General features: G+C 59.7%; 15 protein-coding genes. All 15 read left to right on the top strand.

Features of this window, described 5'->3' with window-relative positions; all coding sequences use genetic code 11:
* Positions 1 to 4: 4 nt before the first annotated feature.
* The 15 genes from bamA to ispD all read left to right on the top strand — a co-directional run bounded on the left by bamA (position 5) and on the right by ispD (position 18,634).
* Positions 5 to 2,392: an outer membrane protein assembly factor BamA gene (gene bamA / locus HX786_RS24065; RefSeq protein ID WP_178912679.1), complete on the top strand. Its 2,388-nt coding sequence runs from the start codon at positions 5 to 7 to the stop codon at positions 2,390 to 2,392.
* Positions 2,393 to 2,437: 45 nt separating this feature from the next.
* Positions 2,438 to 2,941 carry an OmpH family outer membrane protein gene (locus HX786_RS24070; protein WP_003219314.1) on the top strand — a complete coding sequence of 168 codons (504 nt, stop codon included), beginning with the start codon at positions 2,438 to 2,440 and terminating at the stop codon, positions 2,939 to 2,941.
* A 3-nt stretch (positions 2,942 to 2,944) separates the two neighbouring features.
* On the top strand, positions 2,945 to 4,000 hold the full coding sequence (gene lpxD, locus HX786_RS24075; RefSeq protein ID WP_102368229.1) for a UDP-3-O-(3-hydroxymyristoyl)glucosamine N-acyltransferase: 1,056 nt from the start codon (positions 2,945 to 2,947) through the stop codon (positions 3,998 to 4,000).
* Positions 4,001 to 4,110: 110 nt separating this feature from the next.
* Positions 4,111 to 4,551 (top strand): 3-hydroxyacyl-ACP dehydratase FabZ, encoded by a 441-nt coding sequence (fabZ, locus tag HX786_RS24080; protein ID WP_003219309.1) that lies wholly within the window; start codon positions 4,111 to 4,113, stop codon positions 4,549 to 4,551.
* Complete coding sequence (gene lpxA / locus HX786_RS24085; RefSeq protein WP_003219308.1) at positions 4,548 to 5,324, top strand: acyl-ACP--UDP-N-acetylglucosamine O-acyltransferase; 777 nt, start codon at positions 4,548 to 4,550, stop codon at positions 5,322 to 5,324. Before fabZ ends, lpxA begins: the two co-directional genes overlap by 4 nt.
* A 2-nt stretch (positions 5,325 to 5,326) precedes the next feature.
* The gene (lpxB, locus tag HX786_RS24090; protein ID WP_087694922.1) at positions 5,327 to 6,466 is read left to right on the top strand and encodes a lipid-A-disaccharide synthase; all 1,140 of its coding nucleotides are present in this window, start codon (positions 5,327 to 5,329) and stop codon (positions 6,464 to 6,466) included.
* Positions 6,463 to 7,095: a ribonuclease HII gene (gene rnhB / locus HX786_RS24095; protein ID WP_003219305.1), complete on the top strand. Its 633-nt coding sequence runs from the start codon at positions 6,463 to 6,465 to the stop codon at positions 7,093 to 7,095. Before lpxB ends, rnhB begins: the two co-directional genes overlap by 4 nt.
* Before the next feature lie 75 nt (positions 7,096 to 7,170).
* Positions 7,171 to 10,692, top strand: a complete 3,522-nt coding sequence (gene dnaE / locus HX786_RS24100) for a DNA polymerase III subunit alpha (protein ID WP_178912680.1) — start codon at positions 7,171 to 7,173, stop codon at positions 10,690 to 10,692.
* A 139-nt stretch (positions 10,693 to 10,831) separates the two neighbouring features.
* Positions 10,832 to 11,779 carry an acetyl-CoA carboxylase carboxyltransferase subunit alpha gene (locus HX786_RS24105; RefSeq protein ID WP_003219302.1) on the top strand — a complete coding sequence of 316 codons (948 nt, stop codon included), beginning with the start codon at positions 10,832 to 10,834 and terminating at the stop codon, positions 11,777 to 11,779.
* A gap of 176 nt (positions 11,780 to 11,955) precedes the next feature.
* On the top strand, positions 11,956 to 13,275 hold the full coding sequence (gene tilS / locus HX786_RS24110) for a tRNA lysidine(34) synthetase TilS (RefSeq protein WP_178912681.1): 1,320 nt from the start codon (positions 11,956 to 11,958) through the stop codon (positions 13,273 to 13,275).
* 273 nt (positions 13,276 to 13,548) lie between these two features.
* Positions 13,549 to 15,180 (top strand): CTP synthase, encoded by a 1,632-nt coding sequence (locus tag HX786_RS24115; protein WP_003219298.1) that lies wholly within the window; start codon positions 13,549 to 13,551, stop codon positions 15,178 to 15,180.
* Between the two features lie 5 nt (positions 15,181 to 15,185).
* Complete coding sequence (gene kdsA / locus HX786_RS24120) at positions 15,186 to 16,031, top strand: 3-deoxy-8-phosphooctulonate synthase (protein ID WP_003219295.1); 846 nt, start codon at positions 15,186 to 15,188, stop codon at positions 16,029 to 16,031.
* Positions 16,032 to 16,187: 156 nt separating this feature from the next.
* A complete protein-coding gene (eno, locus tag HX786_RS24125) occupies positions 16,188 to 17,477 on the top strand; it encodes a phosphopyruvate hydratase (RefSeq protein ID WP_003219294.1) in 1,290 nt (429 codons plus the stop codon).
* A 171-nt stretch (positions 17,478 to 17,648) separates the two neighbouring features.
* Positions 17,649 to 17,927: a cell division protein FtsB gene (ftsB, locus tag HX786_RS24130; protein WP_003219292.1), complete on the top strand. Its 279-nt coding sequence runs from the start codon at positions 17,649 to 17,651 to the stop codon at positions 17,925 to 17,927.
* On the top strand, positions 17,924 to 18,634 hold the full coding sequence (ispD, locus tag HX786_RS24135) for a 2-C-methyl-D-erythritol 4-phosphate cytidylyltransferase (RefSeq protein WP_003219291.1): 711 nt from the start codon (positions 17,924 to 17,926) through the stop codon (positions 18,632 to 18,634). The genes ftsB and ispD overlap by 4 nt, the downstream gene beginning before the upstream one ends.
* Positions 18,635 to 18,670: the final 36 nt, after the last annotated feature.

An 18,670-nucleotide genomic window follows, 5' to 3' on the forward strand; every position in this document is an offset into this window, starting at 1 on the left:
CTTCATGAAACGTCTGCTGCTAACTGCGGTTCTCACCGTATTGATGATCGCCGAAGTTCACGCCGAGTCCTTCACCATCTCCGATATTCGCGTCAACGGCCTCCAGCGGGTTTCCGCGGGTAGCGTCTTTGGTGCCTTGCCGTTGAACGTCGGGGAACAGGCTGATGACCGTCGCCTGGTGGAATCCACTCGTGCGCTGTTCAAAACCGGGTTCTTTCAAGATATCCAGCTGGGTCGCGAAGGTAACGTCCTCGTCATCACTGTCGTCGAGCGACCTTCTGTCGCCAGTATCGAGATCGAAGGCAACAAGGCGATCTCCACTGAGGACTTGATGAAAGGCCTCAAGCAATCCGGCCTTGCCGAAGGCGAGATCTTCCAGCGTGCCACCCTCGAAGGCGTGCGTAACGAACTGCAACGCCAGTACGTTGCCCAAGGTCGTTACTCGGCTACCGTCGAGACCGAAGTGGTGCCGCAACCGCGTAACCGCGTCGGCCTGAAGGTCAACATCAACGAAGGCACCGTGGCGGCCATCCAGCACATCAACGTGGTGGGTAACACCAAGTTTGCTGATGACGACCTGATCGACCTGTTCGAACTCAAGACCACCAACTGGCTGTCGTTCTTCAAGAACGATGACAAGTATGCCCGTGAAAAACTCTCCGGTGACCTGGAGCGCCTGCGTTCCTACTACCTGGACCGCGGCTATATCAACATGGATATCGCTTCGACCCAGGTGTCCATCACCCCGGACAAGAAGCACGTCTATATCACTGTCAACGTCAACGAAGGCGAGAAGTACAAGGTTCGTGACGTCAAGCTCAGCGGCGACTTGAAAGTGCCTGAAGACCAGGTCAAGTCCCTGTTGCTGGTGCAGAAGGACCAGGTGTTCTCGCGCAAGCTGATGACCACCACCTCCGAGCTGATCACCCGTCGCCTGGGTAACGAAGGCTATACCTTCGCCAACGTCAACGGCGTACCGACCCCGCACGACGAAGACCACACCGTGGACATCACCTTCGTTGTAGACCCGGGCAAGCGTGCCTACGTGAACCGCATCAACTTCCGTGGCAACACCAAGTCTGCCGACGAAGTGCTGCGCCGCGAAATGCGTCAGATGGAAGGTGGCTGGGCGTCGACTTACCTGATCGACCAGTCCAAGGTTCGCCTCGAGCGCCTGGGCTTCTTTAAGGAAGTCAACGTTGAAACCCCGGCTGTACCGGGTGTGGATGACCAGGTTGACGTGAACTACGCCGTAGAAGAGCAAGCCTCCGGTTCGATTACCGCCAGTGTCGGTTTCGCCCAGAGTGCCGGCCTGATCCTCGGTGGTTCGATCACCCAGAACAACTTCCTCGGTACCGGTAACAAGGTTTCCATCGGCCTGACCCGAAGCGAATACCAGAGCCGCTATAACTTCGGTTATGTCGACCCCTACTGGACTGCTGACGGCGTGAGCCTGGGCTACAACGCCTTTTATCGCACAACCGACTACAAAGACCTCGACGTTGACGTTGCAAGCTATGCAATCGACAGCTTCGGTGTTGGTGCCAACATTGGTTACCCGATCAGTGAGACCTCGCGTCTGACCTTCGGCCTGACCGCGCAGCAGGACAAGATCAAGACCGGTGTGTACACCGTGGATGAGATCTTCAACTTCGTGCGTAAAGAAGGCGACCAGTTCCTGAACTTCAAGGCTTCGGCCGGCTGGTCGGAATCGACCCTGAACAAAGGCGTACTCGCGACCCGCGGCCATTCCCAGAGCCTGACCCTGGAAGCCACCACGCCGGGCAGCGACCTGTCGTTCTTCAAACTCGACTACCGTGGCCAGTTGTTCCAGCCATTGAGCGAAAACTACACCATGCGCCTGCACACCGAGCTGGGTTACGGCGACGGTTACGGTTCGACCAGCGGCTTGCCGTTCTATGAGAACTACTATGCGGGTGGTTTCAACTCGGTTCGTGGTTTCAAGGACAGCACCCTGGGTCCTCGTGGTACCCCAAGTCGTGGCGAGGCGGTAACCGGTAACCAGGGTACCGTGGCTGACTCGGACAACGACCCGCTGCCATTCGGTGGTAACGTGCTGATCCAGGGTGGTGCGGAAATCCTGTTCCCGCTGCCATTCGTTAAAGATCAACGTTCCCTGCGTACTTCGGTCTTCTGGGATGTGGGTAACGTGTTCGACTCCAAGTGCGAACAGGTCACCAACCCGAATGGCTCGAAGTCCAACACGCAGTGCAACGACGTGAGCTTCAGCAACCTGGCAAGCTCTGTCGGTGTCGGTGTGACCTGGGTTACCGCGCTTGGCCCATTGAGCTTTGCTCTGGCCATGCCGGTCAAGAAACCGGATAACGCTGAAACCCAGATTTTCCAATTCTCCCTCGGCCAGACGTTCTAAGCGTCTGACCCAAGATAACGACAACGGATTCTGTAGGAGTGCATCGTGCGTAAGTTGACTCAATTGGTTCTCCTGGCGACTGTCCTGGTAGCGACCCCGGCCTTTGCCGAAATGAAAATTGCCGTTCTGAACTATCAGATGGCGCTGCTGGAATCCGATGCGGCCAAGAAATATGCCGTAGATGCCGAGAAGAAATTCGGTCCTCAACTGACCAAGCTCAAGACGCTGGAAAGCAGCGCCAAGGGCATCCAGGATCGTCTGGTAGCCGGTGGCGACAAGATGCAGCAAGGCGAGCGCGAGCGTCTGGAGCTTGAATTCAAGCAAAAGGCCCGTGACTACCAGTTCCAGTCCAAGGAACTGAACGAAGCCAAGGCTGTTGCCGACCGCGAAATGCTCAAGCAGCTGAAGCCGAAACTCGACAGCGCTGTGGAAGAAGTCATCAAGAAAGGTGCCTTTGACCTGGTATTCGAACGCGGTGCAGTCATCGACGTTAAACCTCAGTACGACATCACCCGTCAGGTGATCGAGCGCATGAATCAGCTGAAGTAAGCCATGACTGCGACTATCAAGCTCGGCCAATTGGCCGAGTTCCTGGGAGCCACCTTGCGTGGCTCCGCGGAGAAGGAAATCACTGGGCTAGCCACCTTGCAGGAGGCTGGCCCAGCTCAGTTGAGCTTCCTGGCAAACCCCCAATACCGTAAATACCTGGGCGAAAGCCGCGCCGCAGCCGTGCTGCTGAAGGCCGCTGACGCCGAAGGTTTTGCCGGGGACGCGCTGGTTGTTGCCGATCCGTACCTGGCGTATGCCCGGGTGTCGCACCTGTTCGATCCGAAACCCAAGGCCCCCGCCGGTATCCATCCGACGGCGGTGATCGCCGATGACGCTCAGGTTGACCCTGCCGCGAGCATCGGTGCTTTTGTGGTGATTGAAAGCGGTGCACGCATCGGGGCGGGTGTAACGCTGGGTGCCCAGTGTTTTATCGGCGCGCGCAGCGAGATTGGTGCCGGTGGCTGGCTGGCTCCGCGTGTGACCCTGTACCACGACGTGCGTATCGGTGAGCGTGTGGTGATTCAGTCCGGTGCCGTGATTGGCGGCGAGGGCTTCGGCTTCGCCAACTCGAAGGGTGTCTGGCACAAGATTGCCCAAGTGGGCGGCGTGTTGATTGGCGATGACGTTGAAATTGGCGTCAACACTGCCGTTGACCGCGGGGCCCTGGCCGATACCGTCATTGGTAACGGCGTGAAACTGGATAACCAGATTCAGATCGCCCACAACGTGCAGATTGGCGATCACACCGCCATGGCCGCCTGCGTGGGGATCTCCGGCAGCACCAGGATCGGCAAGCATTGCATGCTCGCCGGGGGTGTTGGCCTGGTGGGCCATATCGAAGTGTGCGACAACGTATTCATCACCGGCATGACCATGGTGACCCATTCGATTACCGAGCCTGGGTCCTATTCATCCGGTACGGCCATGCAGCCTGCGGCCGAATGGCGCAAGAGCGCGGCGCGTCTGAGGCAGCTCGACGATATCGCTCGGCGCCTGAAACATCTGGAAAAGCGTGTTGGGGACGTGACCCCTGGCGGTAATGCTTCATCAGATGGCTGATACCATTTCCATATCAAGTGTGCACAGCCGCTAGACTGCCTCCTTGATTTGCTAGAGGGGCGTGCCTTAGTCCGCACGCTCCCAATCTTTATTACAGGCTTCCCCCCGAAATGATGGACATCAACGAGATTCGCGAATACCTGCCTCACCGTTACCCGTTCCTGCTGGTGGACCGGGTCACGGACCTCAATGTTGAGGAAAAGCGCATTCGTGCCTACAAGAATGTCAGCATCAACGAACCGTTCTTCAACGGTCACTTCCCTGCGCATCCCATCATGCCAGGCGTATTGATCATCGAAGCGATGGCCCAGGCTGCCGGTATCCTTGGTTTCAAAATGCTCGACCTGAAGCCTGCCGATGGCACGCTCTACTATTTCGTGGGCTCTGACAAACTGCGCTTCCGCAACCCGGTAACTCCGGGTGACCAGTTGATCCTTGAAGCCAAGTTCATCAGCTGCAAGCGCCAGATCTGGAAGTTCGAATGCCAGGCCTCGGTCGACGGCAAGCCGGTGTGCTCGGCTGAAATCATCTGTGCGGAACGCAAACTATGAGTTTGATTGACCCTCGCGCAATCATCGATCCGACGGCCGTACTGGCCGCCGACGTTGAGGTCGGCCCTTGGTCGATCGTCGGCGCAGGTGTGGAAATCGGCGAGGGGACAGTCATCGGGCCGCATGTGATCCTCAAAGGCCCGACGAGGATTGGCAAACACAATCGTATCTATCAGTTCTCATCGATAGGCGAAGACACCCCGGACATGAAGTACAAGGGTGAAGAAACACGTCTGGTAATCGGTGATCACAACATCATCCGTGAAGGCGTGACCATTCACCGCGGTACTGTCCAGGACCGTGCCGAGACCACCCTGGGTGACCACAACCTGGTGATGGCTTATGCGCATATCGGTCATGACAGCGTAATCGGCAACCATTGCATCCTGGTCAACAACACTGCGTTGGCCGGCCATGTGCACGTTGACGATTGGGCGATCCTGTCCGGCTTTACCCTGGTGCATCAGTACTGCCATATCGGCGCCCACAGCTTTTCCGGCATGGGTACCGCCATCGGCAAGGACGTTCCGGCGTTCGTCACCGTATTCGGCAACCCGGCCGAGGCCCGCAGCATGAACTTCGAAGGCATGCGCCGTCGGGGCTTCAGCGAAGACGCGATCCACGCCCTGCGCCGCGCCTACAAGGTGGTTTACCGCCAGGGGCTGACGGTCGACCAGGCCTTGATCGAACTGACGGAGCCAGCCGCATTGTTTCCGGAAGTCGCGATATTCCGTGACTCTATCCAGTCGTCGACTCGCGGCATCACCCGCTGATCATGGCCAGGCTGCGTATAGCGTTGGTGGCCGGAGAAGCTTCCGGCGATATTCTCGGTGCAGGCCTGATGCGGGCCCTCAAGCTCCAGCATCCGGCGGTTGAATTCATCGGTGTCGGCGGTCCGTTGATGCAGGCTGAAGGCCTGACGTCCTACTTCCCTATGGAACGCTTGTCGGTCATGGGGCTGGTGGAGGTGCTGGGCCGTTTGCGCGAGCTGCTGGCCCGTCGCAAAAAGCTGATCCAGACCCTGATCGAAGAAAAGCCCGACGTCTTTATCGGAATCGACGCGCCGGACTTCACCCTCAATATCGAACTCAAATTGCGTCAGGCCGGGATCAAGACCGTGCATTACGTCAGCCCGTCCGTGTGGGCGTGGCGGCAAAAGCGCGTGCTCAAGATTCGCGAAGGCTGCGACCTGATGCTGACCCTGCTGCCCTTCGAGGCCAGGTTCTACGAAGAGAAGGGCGTGCCGGTGCGGTTTGTCGGGCACACCCTGGCCGATACCATTCCTCTGCAGGCCGACCGTGCTGCCGCGCGTGCCGAACTGGGTTTGCCCGAAGGTCCGCTGGTGGCCTTGATGCCGGGGAGCCGTGGCGGCGAAGTCGGTCGTCTCGGCGCGCTGTTTTTTGATGCAGCCGAACGCCTGCAGGCGCTGAAGCCGGGTGTGCGCTTCGTATTGCCATGCGCCAGTCCTCAGCGCCGTGCACAAATTGAAGAATTGCTGGTAGGGCGCAACTTGCCGTTGACCCTGCTCGACGGCGGCTCGCACCTGGCACTGGCGGCGTGCGATGCGGTGCTGATCGCCTCCGGCACTGCGACCCTGGAGGCCTTGCTCTACAAGCGCCCGATGGTTGTGGCCTATCGCCTGGCGCCGCTGACCTACTGGATTCTCAAGCGTATGGTCAAAAGCCCCTACATCTCCCTGCCGAATTTGCTGGCCCAGCGTCTGTTGGTGCCCGAGTTGTTGCAGGACGATGCGACGCCTGAAGCCCTGGCGCAAACCCTTTTCCCGTTGATCGACGGTGGCGAAGAGCAGACCCGTGGTTTCGACGAAATTCACCGCACCTTGCGCCGTGATGCGTCGAACCAGGCGGCGGATGCCGTGCTGACGTTGATCGGTCATAAGCAGGAAGCCCTATGAAGACGCAAATGGGCCTGGATTTCAGCCTGGTCGCCGATGCCCTTGACCTGGTTGCCGGTGTTGACGAAGTCGGACGCGGCCCGCTGTGCGGCGCAGTCGTCACCGCCGCGGTGATTCTCGATCCAAACCGTCCGATCCTTGGCCTCAACGATTCGAAGAAACTCACCGAAGCCCGTCGCGAAAAACTCTACGACGAGATCTGCGAGAAAGCCCTGAGTTGGCACATCGCCCGCGCTGAAGTCGAAGAGATCGACAAACTGAACATCCTGCACGCCACCATGCTGGCCATGCAGCGCGCCATTGAAGGCCTGCATATCACGCCAAAAATGGCGATGATCGACGGCAACCGCTGCCCGAAGCTGACGATGCCCGCAGAAGCGGTGGTCAAGGGTGATAGCAAAGTGCCGGCGATTGCCGCTGCATCGATCCTGGCCAAGGTCAGCCGTGACCGTGAAATGGCGGCTTTCGAATTGATCTATCCCGGCTACGGCATCGGCGGGCACAAAGGCTATCCAACGCCCGTTCATCTGGAAGCTTTGGCTCGCCTGGGCCCGACCCCGATCCACCGCCGCTCGTTTGCCCCGGTTCGCCAGGCTTTCGAGGCTCGGGAAAGCCTGATCGAGGTTTAGCAGCAAGGCTGATGTTTTTGCCAAGGCCCGGTACAATCCGGGCCTTGTTGTCTCCACGTTTTGTACAGGATCACTATGCCGGCTTCATTCGTTCACCTGCGCCTGCACACTGAATACTCCCTGGTCGACGGCCTGGTACGGATCAAACCCCTGGTCAAAACCCTAGTGGGCATGAACATGCCTGCCGTGGCGGTGACCGACCAGAACAACATGTGTTCCCTGGTCAAGTTCTACAAGGCCGCCATGGGCGCCGGCATCAAGCCGATCTGCGGTGCCGACCTGTGGCTGTCGAACAAGGACCCGGATAACCCACTGAGCCGCATCAGCCTGTTGGCGATGAACGGCGTGGGTTATCGCAACCTCACCGAACTGATTTCCCGTGGCTTTATCGATGGCCAGCGCAATGGCTCGATCATCATCGAGCGCGAGTGGGTGGCCGAAGCCAGCGAAGGGCTGATCATGCTCTCGGCGGCCAAAGAGGGTGAAATCGGTATCGCGCTGTTGGGCGGCAATCCTCATGAGGCTGAAGTGCTCGCCCGTGAGTGGATGGAGGTGTTCCCCAACCGTTTCTACCTGGAAATCCAGCGCACCAACCGCCCCAACGATGAAGAGCAGTTGCACGCCGCTGTGGCCCTGGCTGAAAAGCTTGGCGCGCCGCTGGTGGCGACCAACGATGTGCGCTTTATCAAGAAGGAAGACTTCGAGGCCCACGAAACCCGCGTATGCATCGGCGAAGGCCGGGCGCTGGACGATCCGCGCCGCTCGAAAAACTACAGCGAAGAGCAGTACCTCAAAAGCGCCGATGAAATGGCCGAGCTGTTCAGTGACCTGCCCGAGGCCCTGGAAAACTCCGTCGAAATTGCCAAGCGCTGCAATATTGAAGTGAAGCTGGGCAAGCACTTCCTGCCCAACTTCCCGATTCCCGATGGCATGACCATCGACGAGTATTTCCGCAAGGTCTCGTTCGACGGTTTGGAGGAACGCCTGAGCGTCCTGCTGCCCAAGGACACCACTGAAGATTATGAAGCCAAGCGCCAGGTCTACGTCGACCGCCTGAATTTCGAGCTGGATATCATTATCCAGATGGGGTTCCCCGGTTACTTCCTGATCGTAATGGACTTTATCCAGTGGGCCAAAAGCAACGGCGTGCCGGTGGGGCCTGGCCGTGGATCGGGTGCTGGGTCGCTGGTGGCCTATGTGCAGAAGATCACCGACCTCGACCCGCTGGAATACGACCTGCTGTTCGAACGTTTCCTTAACCCGGAACGGGTATCGATGCCCGACTTCGACGTCGACTTCTGCATGGATGGTCGCGACCGGGTTATTGAGTACGTGGCCGAGAAATACGGACGCAACGCAGTAAGCCAGATCATCACCTTCGGTTCCATGGCGGCGAAAGCGGTAATTCGCGACGTGGCCCGGGTACAGGGCAAGTCCTACGGCCTGGCTGACCGCCTGTCGAAGATGATTCCGTTTGAAGTCGGCATGACCCTGGAAAAAGCCTACGAGCAGGAAGAAATCCTGCGGGACTTCATCAAGGTCGATGAAGAAGCGGCTGAAATCTGGGACATGGCGCGCAAGCTCGAAGGCGTGGTGCGTAACGTCGGTAAACACGCCGGTGGTGTAGTAATCGCGCCTACCAAGCTGACCGACTTTTCGCCGATCTATTGCGACGAAGAAGGCGACGGCCTGGTAACCCAGTTCGACAAGGACGACGTGGAGGCGGCCGGCCTGGTGAAGTTCGACTTCCTCGGCCTGCGTACCCTGACGATCATCGACTGGGCGCTGAAGACCATCAACCGCGACCGCGCCAAGGTCAATGAGCCACCGCTGGATATCGCGTTTATCCCGCTGGATGACAAGCCGACCTACAGCCTGCTGCAAAAAGCCGAAACCACGGCCGTGTTCCAGCTTGAATCCCGCGGCATGAAAGAGCTGATCAAAAAGCTCAAGCCCGACTGCCTGGAAGACTTGATCGCACTGGTGGCCCTGTTCCGTCCGGGCCCGCTGCAGTCAGGCATGGTGGATGACTTCATCAATCGTAAGCACGGGCGTGCCGAGCTGGCTTACCCGCACTCCGACTACCAGTACGAAGGCCTCAAGCCGGTACTGGCACCGACCTACGGCATCATCCTGTATCAAGAACAGGTGATGCAGATTGCCCAGGTCATGGCCGGCTATACCCTCGGCGGCGCGGACATGCTGCGTCGAGCCATGGGTAAGAAAAAGCCCGAGGAAATGGCCAAGCAGCGCGGTGGCTTCATTGAAGGTTGCGCCACCAACAACATCGATGCCGACCTGGCCGGTAACATCTTCGACCTGGTGGAAAAGTTCGCCGGTTACGGCTTCAACAAATCCCACTCTGCCGCCTATGGCCTGGTGTCTTACCAGACTGCGTGGCTGAAGGCTCACTACCCGGCGCCGTTCATGGCGGCGGTACTGTCTGCGGATATGCACAACACCGACAAGGTCGTGACCTTGATCGAGGAAGTGCGCACCATGAAGCTGCGCCTCGACGCGCCGGACGTGAACACTTCCGAGTTCAAGTTCACGGTGAACGACGAAGGCCGCATCATCTATGGCCTCGGCGCGATCAAGGGCGTGGGCGAAGGCCCGGTGGAGGCGATTACCGAAGCGCGTCAGGACGGGCCGTTCAAGGACCTGTTCGATTTCTGCGCCCGGGTCGACCTCAAGCGCATCAACAAACGTACTCTGGATGGCTTGATCCGCAGCGGCGCCCTGGATCGCCTGGGCCCGTACTTCCATGACGAGCCGAAGGCGTACCAGGCCAATATCGACCGCAACCGCGCGGTATTGCTGACCGCCATGGAAGAAGCGATCAAGGCCGCCGAGCAGACCGCACGCACCCACGACAGCGGCCACGCCGACCTGTTTGGCGGGCTGTTCGTCGAAGAAGATGCCGACGTCTACGCCAACCATCGCAAGGCCAAGGAGCTGACCCTCAAGGAACGCCTCAAGGGTGAGAAAGACACCCTGGGCCTGTACCTCACCGGTCACCCGATTGACGAATATGAAGGTGAAATCCGGCGTTTCGCCCGCCAGCGCATCATCGACCTGAAGCCGGCGCGGGATACCCAGACCGTCGCAGGCATGATCATCGCGCTGCGGGTGATGAAGAATAAAAAGGGCGACAAGATGGGTTTCATCACCCTCGACGACCGCTCGGGCCGGATCGAAGCCTCGCTGTTTGCCGATGCATTCCATTCCGCCCAGTCGCTGTTGCAGACCGACGCGATGGTGGTGGTGGAAGGGGAGGTCAGCAACGACGACTTCTCCGGCGGCCTGCGCCTGCGGATCAAGCGCGTGATGAGCATGGAAGATGCTCGCACCAACCTGGCCGAAAGCCTGCGCCTGAAGGTCAGGACCGATGCGCTCAAGGGCGATCAGCTACGCTGGTTGGGTGACTTGCTTAAACGCCACCGTGGCGCCTGCCCGGTGACCATGGAGTACACCGGCAACGACGCCAAGGCGATGTTGCAGTTTGGTGAGACGTGGCGAATTGACCCCGCCGATGGCTTGATTCAAGCATTGCGTGACCAGTTCGGGCGTGACAACGTCTTCCTCCAATACCGTTGACGGTCAGGCAGTACGAAGATCGCCTGATCTCGACCGAACATTTAATCTCGACCTAACCGCGCCTCTCCCTTAAGGTAGGGCGCGAATAGACAACCGGCTGGCCAGGCACTCCTTGGCCGTCGACCCAAGACGGACGCTTATGAACCCGAATTTTCTTGATTTCGAACAGCCGATCGCTGACCTGCAAGCCAAGATCGAAGAGCTGCGCCTGGTCGGCAATGACAATTCGCTGAATATCGGCGATGAAATCGCTCGCCTGCAAGACAAGAGCAGCACGCTTACCGAAGACATCTTCGGCAAGCTGACCAGCTGGCAGATCGCGCGCCTGGCCCGCCACCCGCGCCGTCCGTACACCCTGGACTACATCGACCATATCTTTACCGAGTTCGATGAGCTGCACGGCGACCGTCACTTCTCCGACGACGCCGCCATCGTGGGCGGTATCGCTCGCCTGGACGACCAGCCAGTGATGGTCATCGGTCACCAGAAAGGCCGTGAAGTGCGCGAGAAAGTCCGCCGCAACTTCGGCATGCCGCGCCCTGAAGGCTACCGCAAGGCGTGTCGTCTGATGGAAATGGCCGAGCGCTTCAAGATGCCGATCCTGACCTTCATCGACACCCCGGGCGCCTACCCGGGTATCGACGCTGAAGAGCGCAACCAGAGCGAAGCGATTGCGTGGAACCTGCGGGTGATGGCGCGCCTGAAGACGCCAATCATCGCTACCGTGATCGGCGAAGGCGGTTCCGGCGGCGCATTGGCGATTGGCGTCTGCGACCAGCTGAACATGCTGCAATATTCCACCTACGCGGTGATCTCGCCGGAAGGTTGCGCCTCGATCCTGTGGAAAACCGCCGAGAAGGCACCGGATGCCGCGGAAGCCATGGGCATCACTGCCGATCGCCTGAAAGGCCTGGGTATCGTGGACAAGGTGATCGCCGAGCCATTGGGCGGCGCCCACCGTGACCCGGCTGCCGCTGCCGCGACCATTCGTGCCGAACTCAGCTCGCAGCTGGCGATGCTCAAGAAGTTCGACAACGAGGCGCTGCTGGCCCGTCGTTACGAGCGCCTGATGAGCTACGGTCTCTAAGCCGACGCGTTACTAAATGTGGGAGCTGGCTTGTGTGGGAGCGGGCTTGCTCGCGAAGGCGGTGATTCAGTCAATATAGTTGGCGACTGACACACTGCATTCGCGAGCAAGCCCGCTCCCACATTTGCTTTGTGTATGCTGGGTTATCGCATTCCAGATTGATGGCGTACTTTGCTATGAAGCCCACGTTAACCGCCAAGCTCCTGCAAGCCGTCGCGCCCTGGCGCAACGCCCCGGCCTGGCACATCGCCTTCTCCGGCGGCCTCGACTCCACCGTCCTGCTGCACCTCCTGGCCACGCTGGCCAAAATCGACAAGCTCCCGCCACTCAGCGCTATCCATGTTCATCATGGGCTGCAAGCTGCGGCGGATGCGTGGCCGGCCCATTGCCAGTCCGTGTGCGACGCCTTGTGCGTGCCTTTGCGGGTGATCCGCGTGCAAGTGCAACAAGGTGCAAGCCTGGAGCGCGCGGCCCGTGACGCGCGGTATCAGGCGTTTGCCGAGGTCACCGGGGCAGGGGAGTTGCTGGTCACGGGCCAGCACCGTGACGATCAGGCAGAAACCTTACTGTTTCGGCTGTTGCGTGGGGCTGGCGTGCGTGGCCTGGCGGCAATGCCCGCGCAGCGCCCTTTGGCAGATGGCTATCTGGTGCGACCCTTGCTGGATGTGTCTCGCGCCGAGCTTGAAGCCTACGCCCGTGAACATCAATTGACCTGGATCGAAGACCCGTCGAACGCTGATCCGCGTTTCTCCCGCAATTACCTGCGCCACCATGTTTTCCCGCAGTTGACCGAACGTTGGCCCCAGGCCGTCAGCACCATGGCCCGCAGCGCTGAACACTTGAGCGAAGCCCAGGGCTTGCTCGACGAACTGGCGCAGATGGACCTGCTGGCCGCCAGCCAGCACCCGGTGTTTCCCTGGCTGGCATTGCCTTCGCTGACCCTTGAACCGCTTGCCGCGCTCTCCGAGGCCCGCCAGCGCAACGCACTTAGGCACTGGCTGATACCGCTGACACGCTTGCCCGACAGTGACCACTGGACCGGCTGGGCGACCTTGCGCGACGCCAAACACGATGCACAGCCACTGTGGCGCCTGGCCGACGGTCAATTGCACCGTTGTGGTGGACTTATCTGGTGGTTACCTGCCAGTTGGTCGGAATTTTCTGACGCATCGGTGAGCTGGCCGCACCCGCAAAACCCACTACAGTTACCCGGTAACGGCCAAGTGCGCTTCAGCGGCAGTGCACCCGAAGGCCCCCTGAGCATCCGTTATCGCCAGGGCGGTGAAATCATGGAATTGCCAGGCCGGGGCCGGCGCGACCTGAAGCGCTTGCTTAACGAAAGTGCGGTGCCAGGCTTCATCCGTGGCAGATTGCCGCTGCTGTATCAGGGCCAGCAATTGCTGGCTGTGGCCAACCTGCCGGGGCTTGCGGCGGGTGGCGGTACCGGCTGGCAATTACATTGGATGCCACCAACCTGCGATCAAGGTTTGAGCTGATAGAGCCTTTCCGGTAGACTACGCTCCCTTCTTGATACAACTTCTGTGGATTCGCCTGAATCGCAGCAGTTGCCGATTACCAAGCAGTCTTTGCTGGGCGATTCCAAAAAATGTGTAGCGATCAACGTACCGGTGTTTCATTGCTGGTCTGTCACAACGCGGCGGTTTTTTTGAAAGGTGCACTGTGATTAATGCAGGTGATCGGGGGCTTCGGCCTTCCTTCGCTTTCCCCGGCGGCTCGGACCGCTTTAACGCAGACTTCTAGGGTTTTTCATGACGCGCTACATATTCGTCACGGGCGGTGTTGTTTCTTCATTGGGGAAAGGCATTGCCTCCGCTTCATTGGCGGCCATCCTGGAGGCGCGGGGACTTAAGGTCACCATGCTCAAGCTGGACCCGTACATCAACGTTGACCCGGGCACCATGAGCCCGTTCCAGCACGGTGAAGTGTTCGTCACCCACGACGGCGCCGAGACCGACCTGGACCTGGGCCACTACGAGCGGTTCATCCGCACGACCATGACCCAGAACAACAACTTCACCACCGGCCGTGTCTACGAGCACGTGCTGCGCAAGGAGCGCCGTGGTGACTACCTGGGTGCAACCATCCAGGTGATCCCGCACATCACCGACGAAATCAAGCGCCGCATCATCAAGGGTGCAGGCGATGCCGACGTGGCGATGGTCGAGATCGGTGGCACCGTGGGTGACATCGAATCCCAACCGTTCCTCGAAGCCATCCGCCAGTTGCGTTTCGAAGTCGGCGCCAAGCGCGCGATGCTGATGCACCTGACGCTGGTGCCGTACATCGCCACCGCCGGCGAAACCAAAACCAAGCCTACCCAGCACTCGGTCAAGGAACTGCGTTCCATCGGCCTGCAGCCGGACGTGCTGGTGTGCCGCTCCGACCACGCGATCGACATCGCGTCCCGTCGCAAGATCGCCCAGTTCACCAACGTTGAAGAACGTGCGGTAATCGCCCTGGAAGATGCCGACACCATCTACAAGATCCCGGGCATCCTGCATTCCCAGGGCCTGGATGATTTTGTCGTCGAGCGCTTCGGCCTGCAATGTGGCGGCGCCGATCTGTCCGAGTGGGAAGCCGTGGTCGACGCCAAGCTCAACCCTGAGCATGAAGTCACCATCGCCATGGTCGGCAAGTACATGGAGCTGCTGGACGCCTACAAGTCGCTGATCGAAGCGATGAGCCACGCGGGCATCAGCAACCGTACCAAGGTCAACCTGCGCTACATCGACTCCGAAGACATCGAGAACCAGGGCACCGCGCTGCTGGAAGGCGTTGATGCCATCCTGGTTCCGGGCGGCTTCGGTCTGCGTGGCGTGGAAGGCAAGATCACTGCCGTCCAGTACGCTCGTGAGAACAAGGTGCCGTACCTGGGTATCTGCCTGGGCATGCAAGTGGCGGTCATCGAGTTCGCCCGTAACGTGATGGGCTGGAAAGACGCCAACTCCACCGAGTTCGATCGCACCAGCGGCCATCCGGTCGTGGGCCTGATCACCGAGTGGGAAGATGCCACCGGCGCTGTCGAAACCCGTACCGAAGCCTCCGACCTGGGCGGCACCATGCGCCTCGGCGCGCAGGATTGCCTGCTGGAGCCGGGGTCCCTGGTTCACGATTGCTACGGCAAGGACGTGATTGTCGAGCGTCACCGTCACCGCTACGAAGTGAACAACAACCTGCTGCCGAAAATCATGGAAGCCGGCCTGAAAATCTCCGGTCGTTCCGGTGATGGCGCGCTGGTTGAAGTGGTTGAAGCACCGGATCATCCATGGTTCGTGGCTTGCCAGTTCCACCCGGAGTTCACCTCGACCCCGCGCGACGGTCACCCGTTGTTCAGCGGCTTCGTTAAAGCAGCACTGACGCAACATCAGAAGAAGGCGTAAACCTGATGGCCCAGAAGATCATTCGCGTAGGCGACATCGAGATTGCCAACGACAAGCCCATGGTGCTGTTCGGCGGCATGAACGTGCTGGAAAGCCGCGACATGGCGATGCAGGTCTGTGAAGAGTACGTGAAGGTGACCGAGAAACTCGGTATCCCCTACGTATTCAAGGCCAGCTTCGACAAGGCCAACCGTTCGTCCGTGACCTCCTACCGCGGCCCGGGCCTTGAAGAAGGCATGCGGATCTTCCAGGACATCAAGCAAGCCTTCGGCGTGCCGATCATCACCGACGTCCACGAGCCTGAGCAGGCTGCCGTGGTTGCCGAGGTGTGCGACATCATCCAGTTGCCGGCCTTCCTGTCGCGCCAGACCGACCTCGTGGTCGCGATGGCCAAGACCGGCGCTGTGATCAATATCAAGAAAGCCCAGTTCCTCGCGCCTCAGGAAATGAAACATATCCTGAACAAGTGCGTGGAAGCGGGTAACGACCAGTTGATCCTCTGCGAGCGTGGTTCGAGCTTCGGCTACAACAACCTCGTGGTGGACATGCTCGGTTTCGGCATCATGAAACAGTTCGAATACCCAGTGTTCTTCGACGTGACCCACGCGCTGCAAATGCCCGGTGGTCGCGCCGATTCCGCTGGCGGGCGCCGTGCCCAGGTACTGGACCTGGCCAAGGCCGGCATCAGCCAGTCCCTGGCAGGTTTGTTCCTGGAAGCCCACCCGGACCCGGACAACGCCAAGTGCGACGGCCCATGCGCCCTGCGCCTGGACAAGCTGGAGCCATTCCTGGCCCAGTTGAAGCAGTTGGACGACCTGGTCAAGAGTTTTCCGACGGTAGAGACCGCGTAAGCGCCATTTCTCCGGTAGACTTTCCCTCGCTTTACGCTCAGGCCCGCAGGCCTGAGCCTTGTCGCCTGCAAGCCTGCCCGTTGTTCCACCCTTGCGGTCGGTCAAAAGATTTCCTTCAGCTGCGTCGTTTTCGTCAACTTTGGAGTGTTTACAACAATGGCAAAAATCGTCGACATCAAAGGTCGTGAAGTTCTCGACTCCCGTGGCAACCCTACCGTCGAAGCCGACGTGCTTCTCGATAACGGCATCATCGGCAGCGCCTGCGCGCCGTCCGGTGCTTCCACAGGTTCCCGCGAAGCACTGGAACTGCGTGATGGCGACAAGAGCCGTTACCTGGGCAAGGGTGTACTCAAGGCGGTGGCCAACATCAATGGCCCGATCCGCGACCTGCTGCTGGGCAAGGATCCACTTGACCAGAAAGCCCTCGATCACGCGATGATCAAGCTTGACGGTACCGAAAACAAAGGCAGCCTGGGCGCCAACGCCATCCTCGCCGTGTCCCTGGCCGCTGCCAAGGCCGCTGCACAGGACCAGGACCTGCCGCTGTACGCCCACATCGCCAACCTGAACGGCACTCCGGGTGTCTACTCGATGCCGGTTCCGATGATGAACATCATCAACGGTGGCGAGCACGCTGATAACAACGTCGACATCCAGGAATTCATGGTGCAGCCGGTTGGCGCCAAGACCTTCTCCGAAGGCCTGCGCATGGGCACCGAGATTTTCCATCACCTCAAGGCTGTGCTGAAGGCCCGTGGCCTGAGCACTGCAGTGGGTGACGAAGGTGGTTTCGCGCCGAACCTGGCGTCCAACGAAGACGCACTGAAAGTGATCTCCGAAGCCGTGGCCAACGCTGGCTACAAGCTGGGCACCGACGTGACCCTGGCCCTGGACTGCGCGGCCAGCGAATTCTACGAAGACGGCAAGTACAACCTGTCCGGCGAAGGCCACGTCTTCACCTCGGAAGGTTTTGCTGACTACCTCAAGGGCCTGACCGAGCGCTACCCGATCATCTCGATCGAAGACGGCCTGGACGAGTCCGACTGGGCTGGCTGGAAAGTGTTGACCGACAAGATCGGCGAGAAGATCCAGCTGGTGGGCGACGACCTGTTCGTGACCAACACCAAGATCCTGAAAGAAGGCATCGACAAAAAGATCGCCAACTCGATCCTGATCAAGTTCAACCAGATCGGCACCCTGACCGAAACCCTGGAAGCCATCCAGATGGCCAAGGCTGCGGGCTACACCGCCGTGATCTCCCACCGCTCCGGCGAAACCGAAGACTCGACCATTGCCGACCTGGCCGTGGGCACTTCGGCTGGGCAGATCAAGACCGGTTCCCTGTGCCGTTCCGATCGCGTTTCCAAGTACAACCAATTGCTGCGTATCGAAGAGCAACTGGGCGGCAAAGCCAAGTACAACGGTCGCAGCGAGTTTCGCGGCTGATTGTTAAATGGTAAAAGGTCAGCGGATTACGTCGGAAAAATCACGGCAGCGTGAATTTCGGCGCTAATCTCATGACTAACAAGCACAAGCCTGGTTTTTCCAGGCTTCGTGCTATCAGTTGCTGCAAAAGTTTTGCATGGCTGTCTTTTTTCACTGGATACCCGATATTCGATGCGCAGTCCCAATTGGTTGTTCCTCGTCTTGCTCTTGCTGCTGGCTGGCCTGCAGTACCGCCTTTGGGTGGGGAATGGCAGCTTGGCGCAGGTCACCGAACTGACCCAGCAAATTGCCGCACAGCACGCCGAAAACGAGGTGTTGCTGGAGCGCAATCGCGTGCTCGATGCCGAAGTACTTGAATTGAAAAAAGGCATGGAGACCGTTGAAGAGCGGGCTCGCCATGAGTTGGGCATGGTCAAGGAGGGCGAAACCCTCTACCAGTTGGCCCAATGAGCATTTCGTCACCGGCCTTCTGGGCCGTGATTCCTGCCGCGGGCGTGGGTGCCCGTATGGCCGCGGACCGTCCCAAGCAGTACTTGCAATTGGGTGGGCGCACTATTCTCGAACACAGCCTTGGCTGTTTCCTCGATCACCCGGGCCTCAAGGGGCTGGTGGTCAGCGTTGCGATGGATGACCCTTACTGGCCGACCCTGGCTTGCGCCACCGACCCACGCATTGTGCGCGTTGACGGCGGCGAAGAACGCTCGGGTTCGGTGCTCAATGCCTTGCTTTACCTGCACGGCCAGGGCGCCAGCGATGACGATTGGGTGCTGGTGCATGACGCCGCCCGGCCGAACCTCAGCCGCGATGACCTGGACAAGTTGCTCTTTGAACTGGCCGACGACAGCGTGGGTGGGCTGCTGGCCGTGCCGGCGCGGGACACCCTCAAGCGCGCCGACAAGCACGGGCGCGTGTTGGAAACGGTTGATCGCACGCCGATCTGGCAGGCCTACACCCCGCAGATGTTCCACCTTGGCGCGCTGCACCGGGCCTTGGCCGACAGCCTGGTCTCGGACGTGGTCATCACCGACGAAGCCTCGGCCATGGAATGGGCCGGGCATGCGCCTCGCCTGATCGAAGGCCGTTCCGACAACCTCAAGGTCACGCGCCCGGAAGACCTTGAATGGCTGCGCCAGCGTCGGACTTTCCAGTCTTCCTGACGGTCACACCGTCATCTGTTCAACCCCGGCCGGGGT

The organism is Pseudomonas sp. 21615526 (genome assembly GCF_013386245.1).
Taxonomy (GTDB): Bacteria; Pseudomonadota; Gammaproteobacteria; order Pseudomonadales; family Pseudomonadaceae; genus Aquipseudomonas.

Excerpts from the sequence above, each read along its gene's own strand:
- bamA (WP_178912679.1), top strand. The coding sequence starts at position 5 with ATGAAACGTCTGCTGCTAACTGCGGTTCTCACCGTATTGATGATCGCC.
- lpxD (WP_102368229.1), top strand. The coding sequence starts at position 2,945 with ATGACTGCGACTATCAAGCTCGGCCAATTGGCCGAGTTCCTGGGAGCC.
- fabZ (WP_003219309.1), top strand. The coding sequence starts at position 4,111 with ATGATGGACATCAACGAGATTCGCGAATACCTGCCTCACCGTTACCCG.
- lpxA (WP_003219308.1), top strand. The coding sequence starts at position 4,548 with ATGAGTTTGATTGACCCTCGCGCAATCATCGATCCGACGGCCGTACTG.
- lpxB (WP_087694922.1), top strand. The coding sequence starts at position 5,327 with ATGGCCAGGCTGCGTATAGCGTTGGTGGCCGGAGAAGCTTCCGGCGAT.
- rnhB (WP_003219305.1), top strand. The coding sequence starts at position 6,463 with ATGAAGACGCAAATGGGCCTGGATTTCAGCCTGGTCGCCGATGCCCTT.
- dnaE (WP_178912680.1), top strand. The coding sequence starts at position 7,171 with ATGCCGGCTTCATTCGTTCACCTGCGCCTGCACACTGAATACTCCCTG.
- HX786_RS24105 (WP_003219302.1), top strand. The coding sequence starts at position 10,832 with ATGAACCCGAATTTTCTTGATTTCGAACAGCCGATCGCTGACCTGCAA.
- tilS (WP_178912681.1), top strand. The coding sequence starts at position 11,956 with ATGAAGCCCACGTTAACCGCCAAGCTCCTGCAAGCCGTCGCGCCCTGG.
- HX786_RS24115 (WP_003219298.1), top strand. The coding sequence starts at position 13,549 with ATGACGCGCTACATATTCGTCACGGGCGGTGTTGTTTCTTCATTGGGG.
- kdsA (WP_003219295.1), top strand. The coding sequence starts at position 15,186 with ATGGCCCAGAAGATCATTCGCGTAGGCGACATCGAGATTGCCAACGAC.
- eno (WP_003219294.1), top strand. The coding sequence starts at position 16,188 with ATGGCAAAAATCGTCGACATCAAAGGTCGTGAAGTTCTCGACTCCCGT.
- ftsB (WP_003219292.1), top strand. The coding sequence starts at position 17,649 with ATGCGCAGTCCCAATTGGTTGTTCCTCGTCTTGCTCTTGCTGCTGGCT.
- ispD (WP_003219291.1), top strand. The coding sequence starts at position 17,924 with ATGAGCATTTCGTCACCGGCCTTCTGGGCCGTGATTCCTGCCGCGGGC.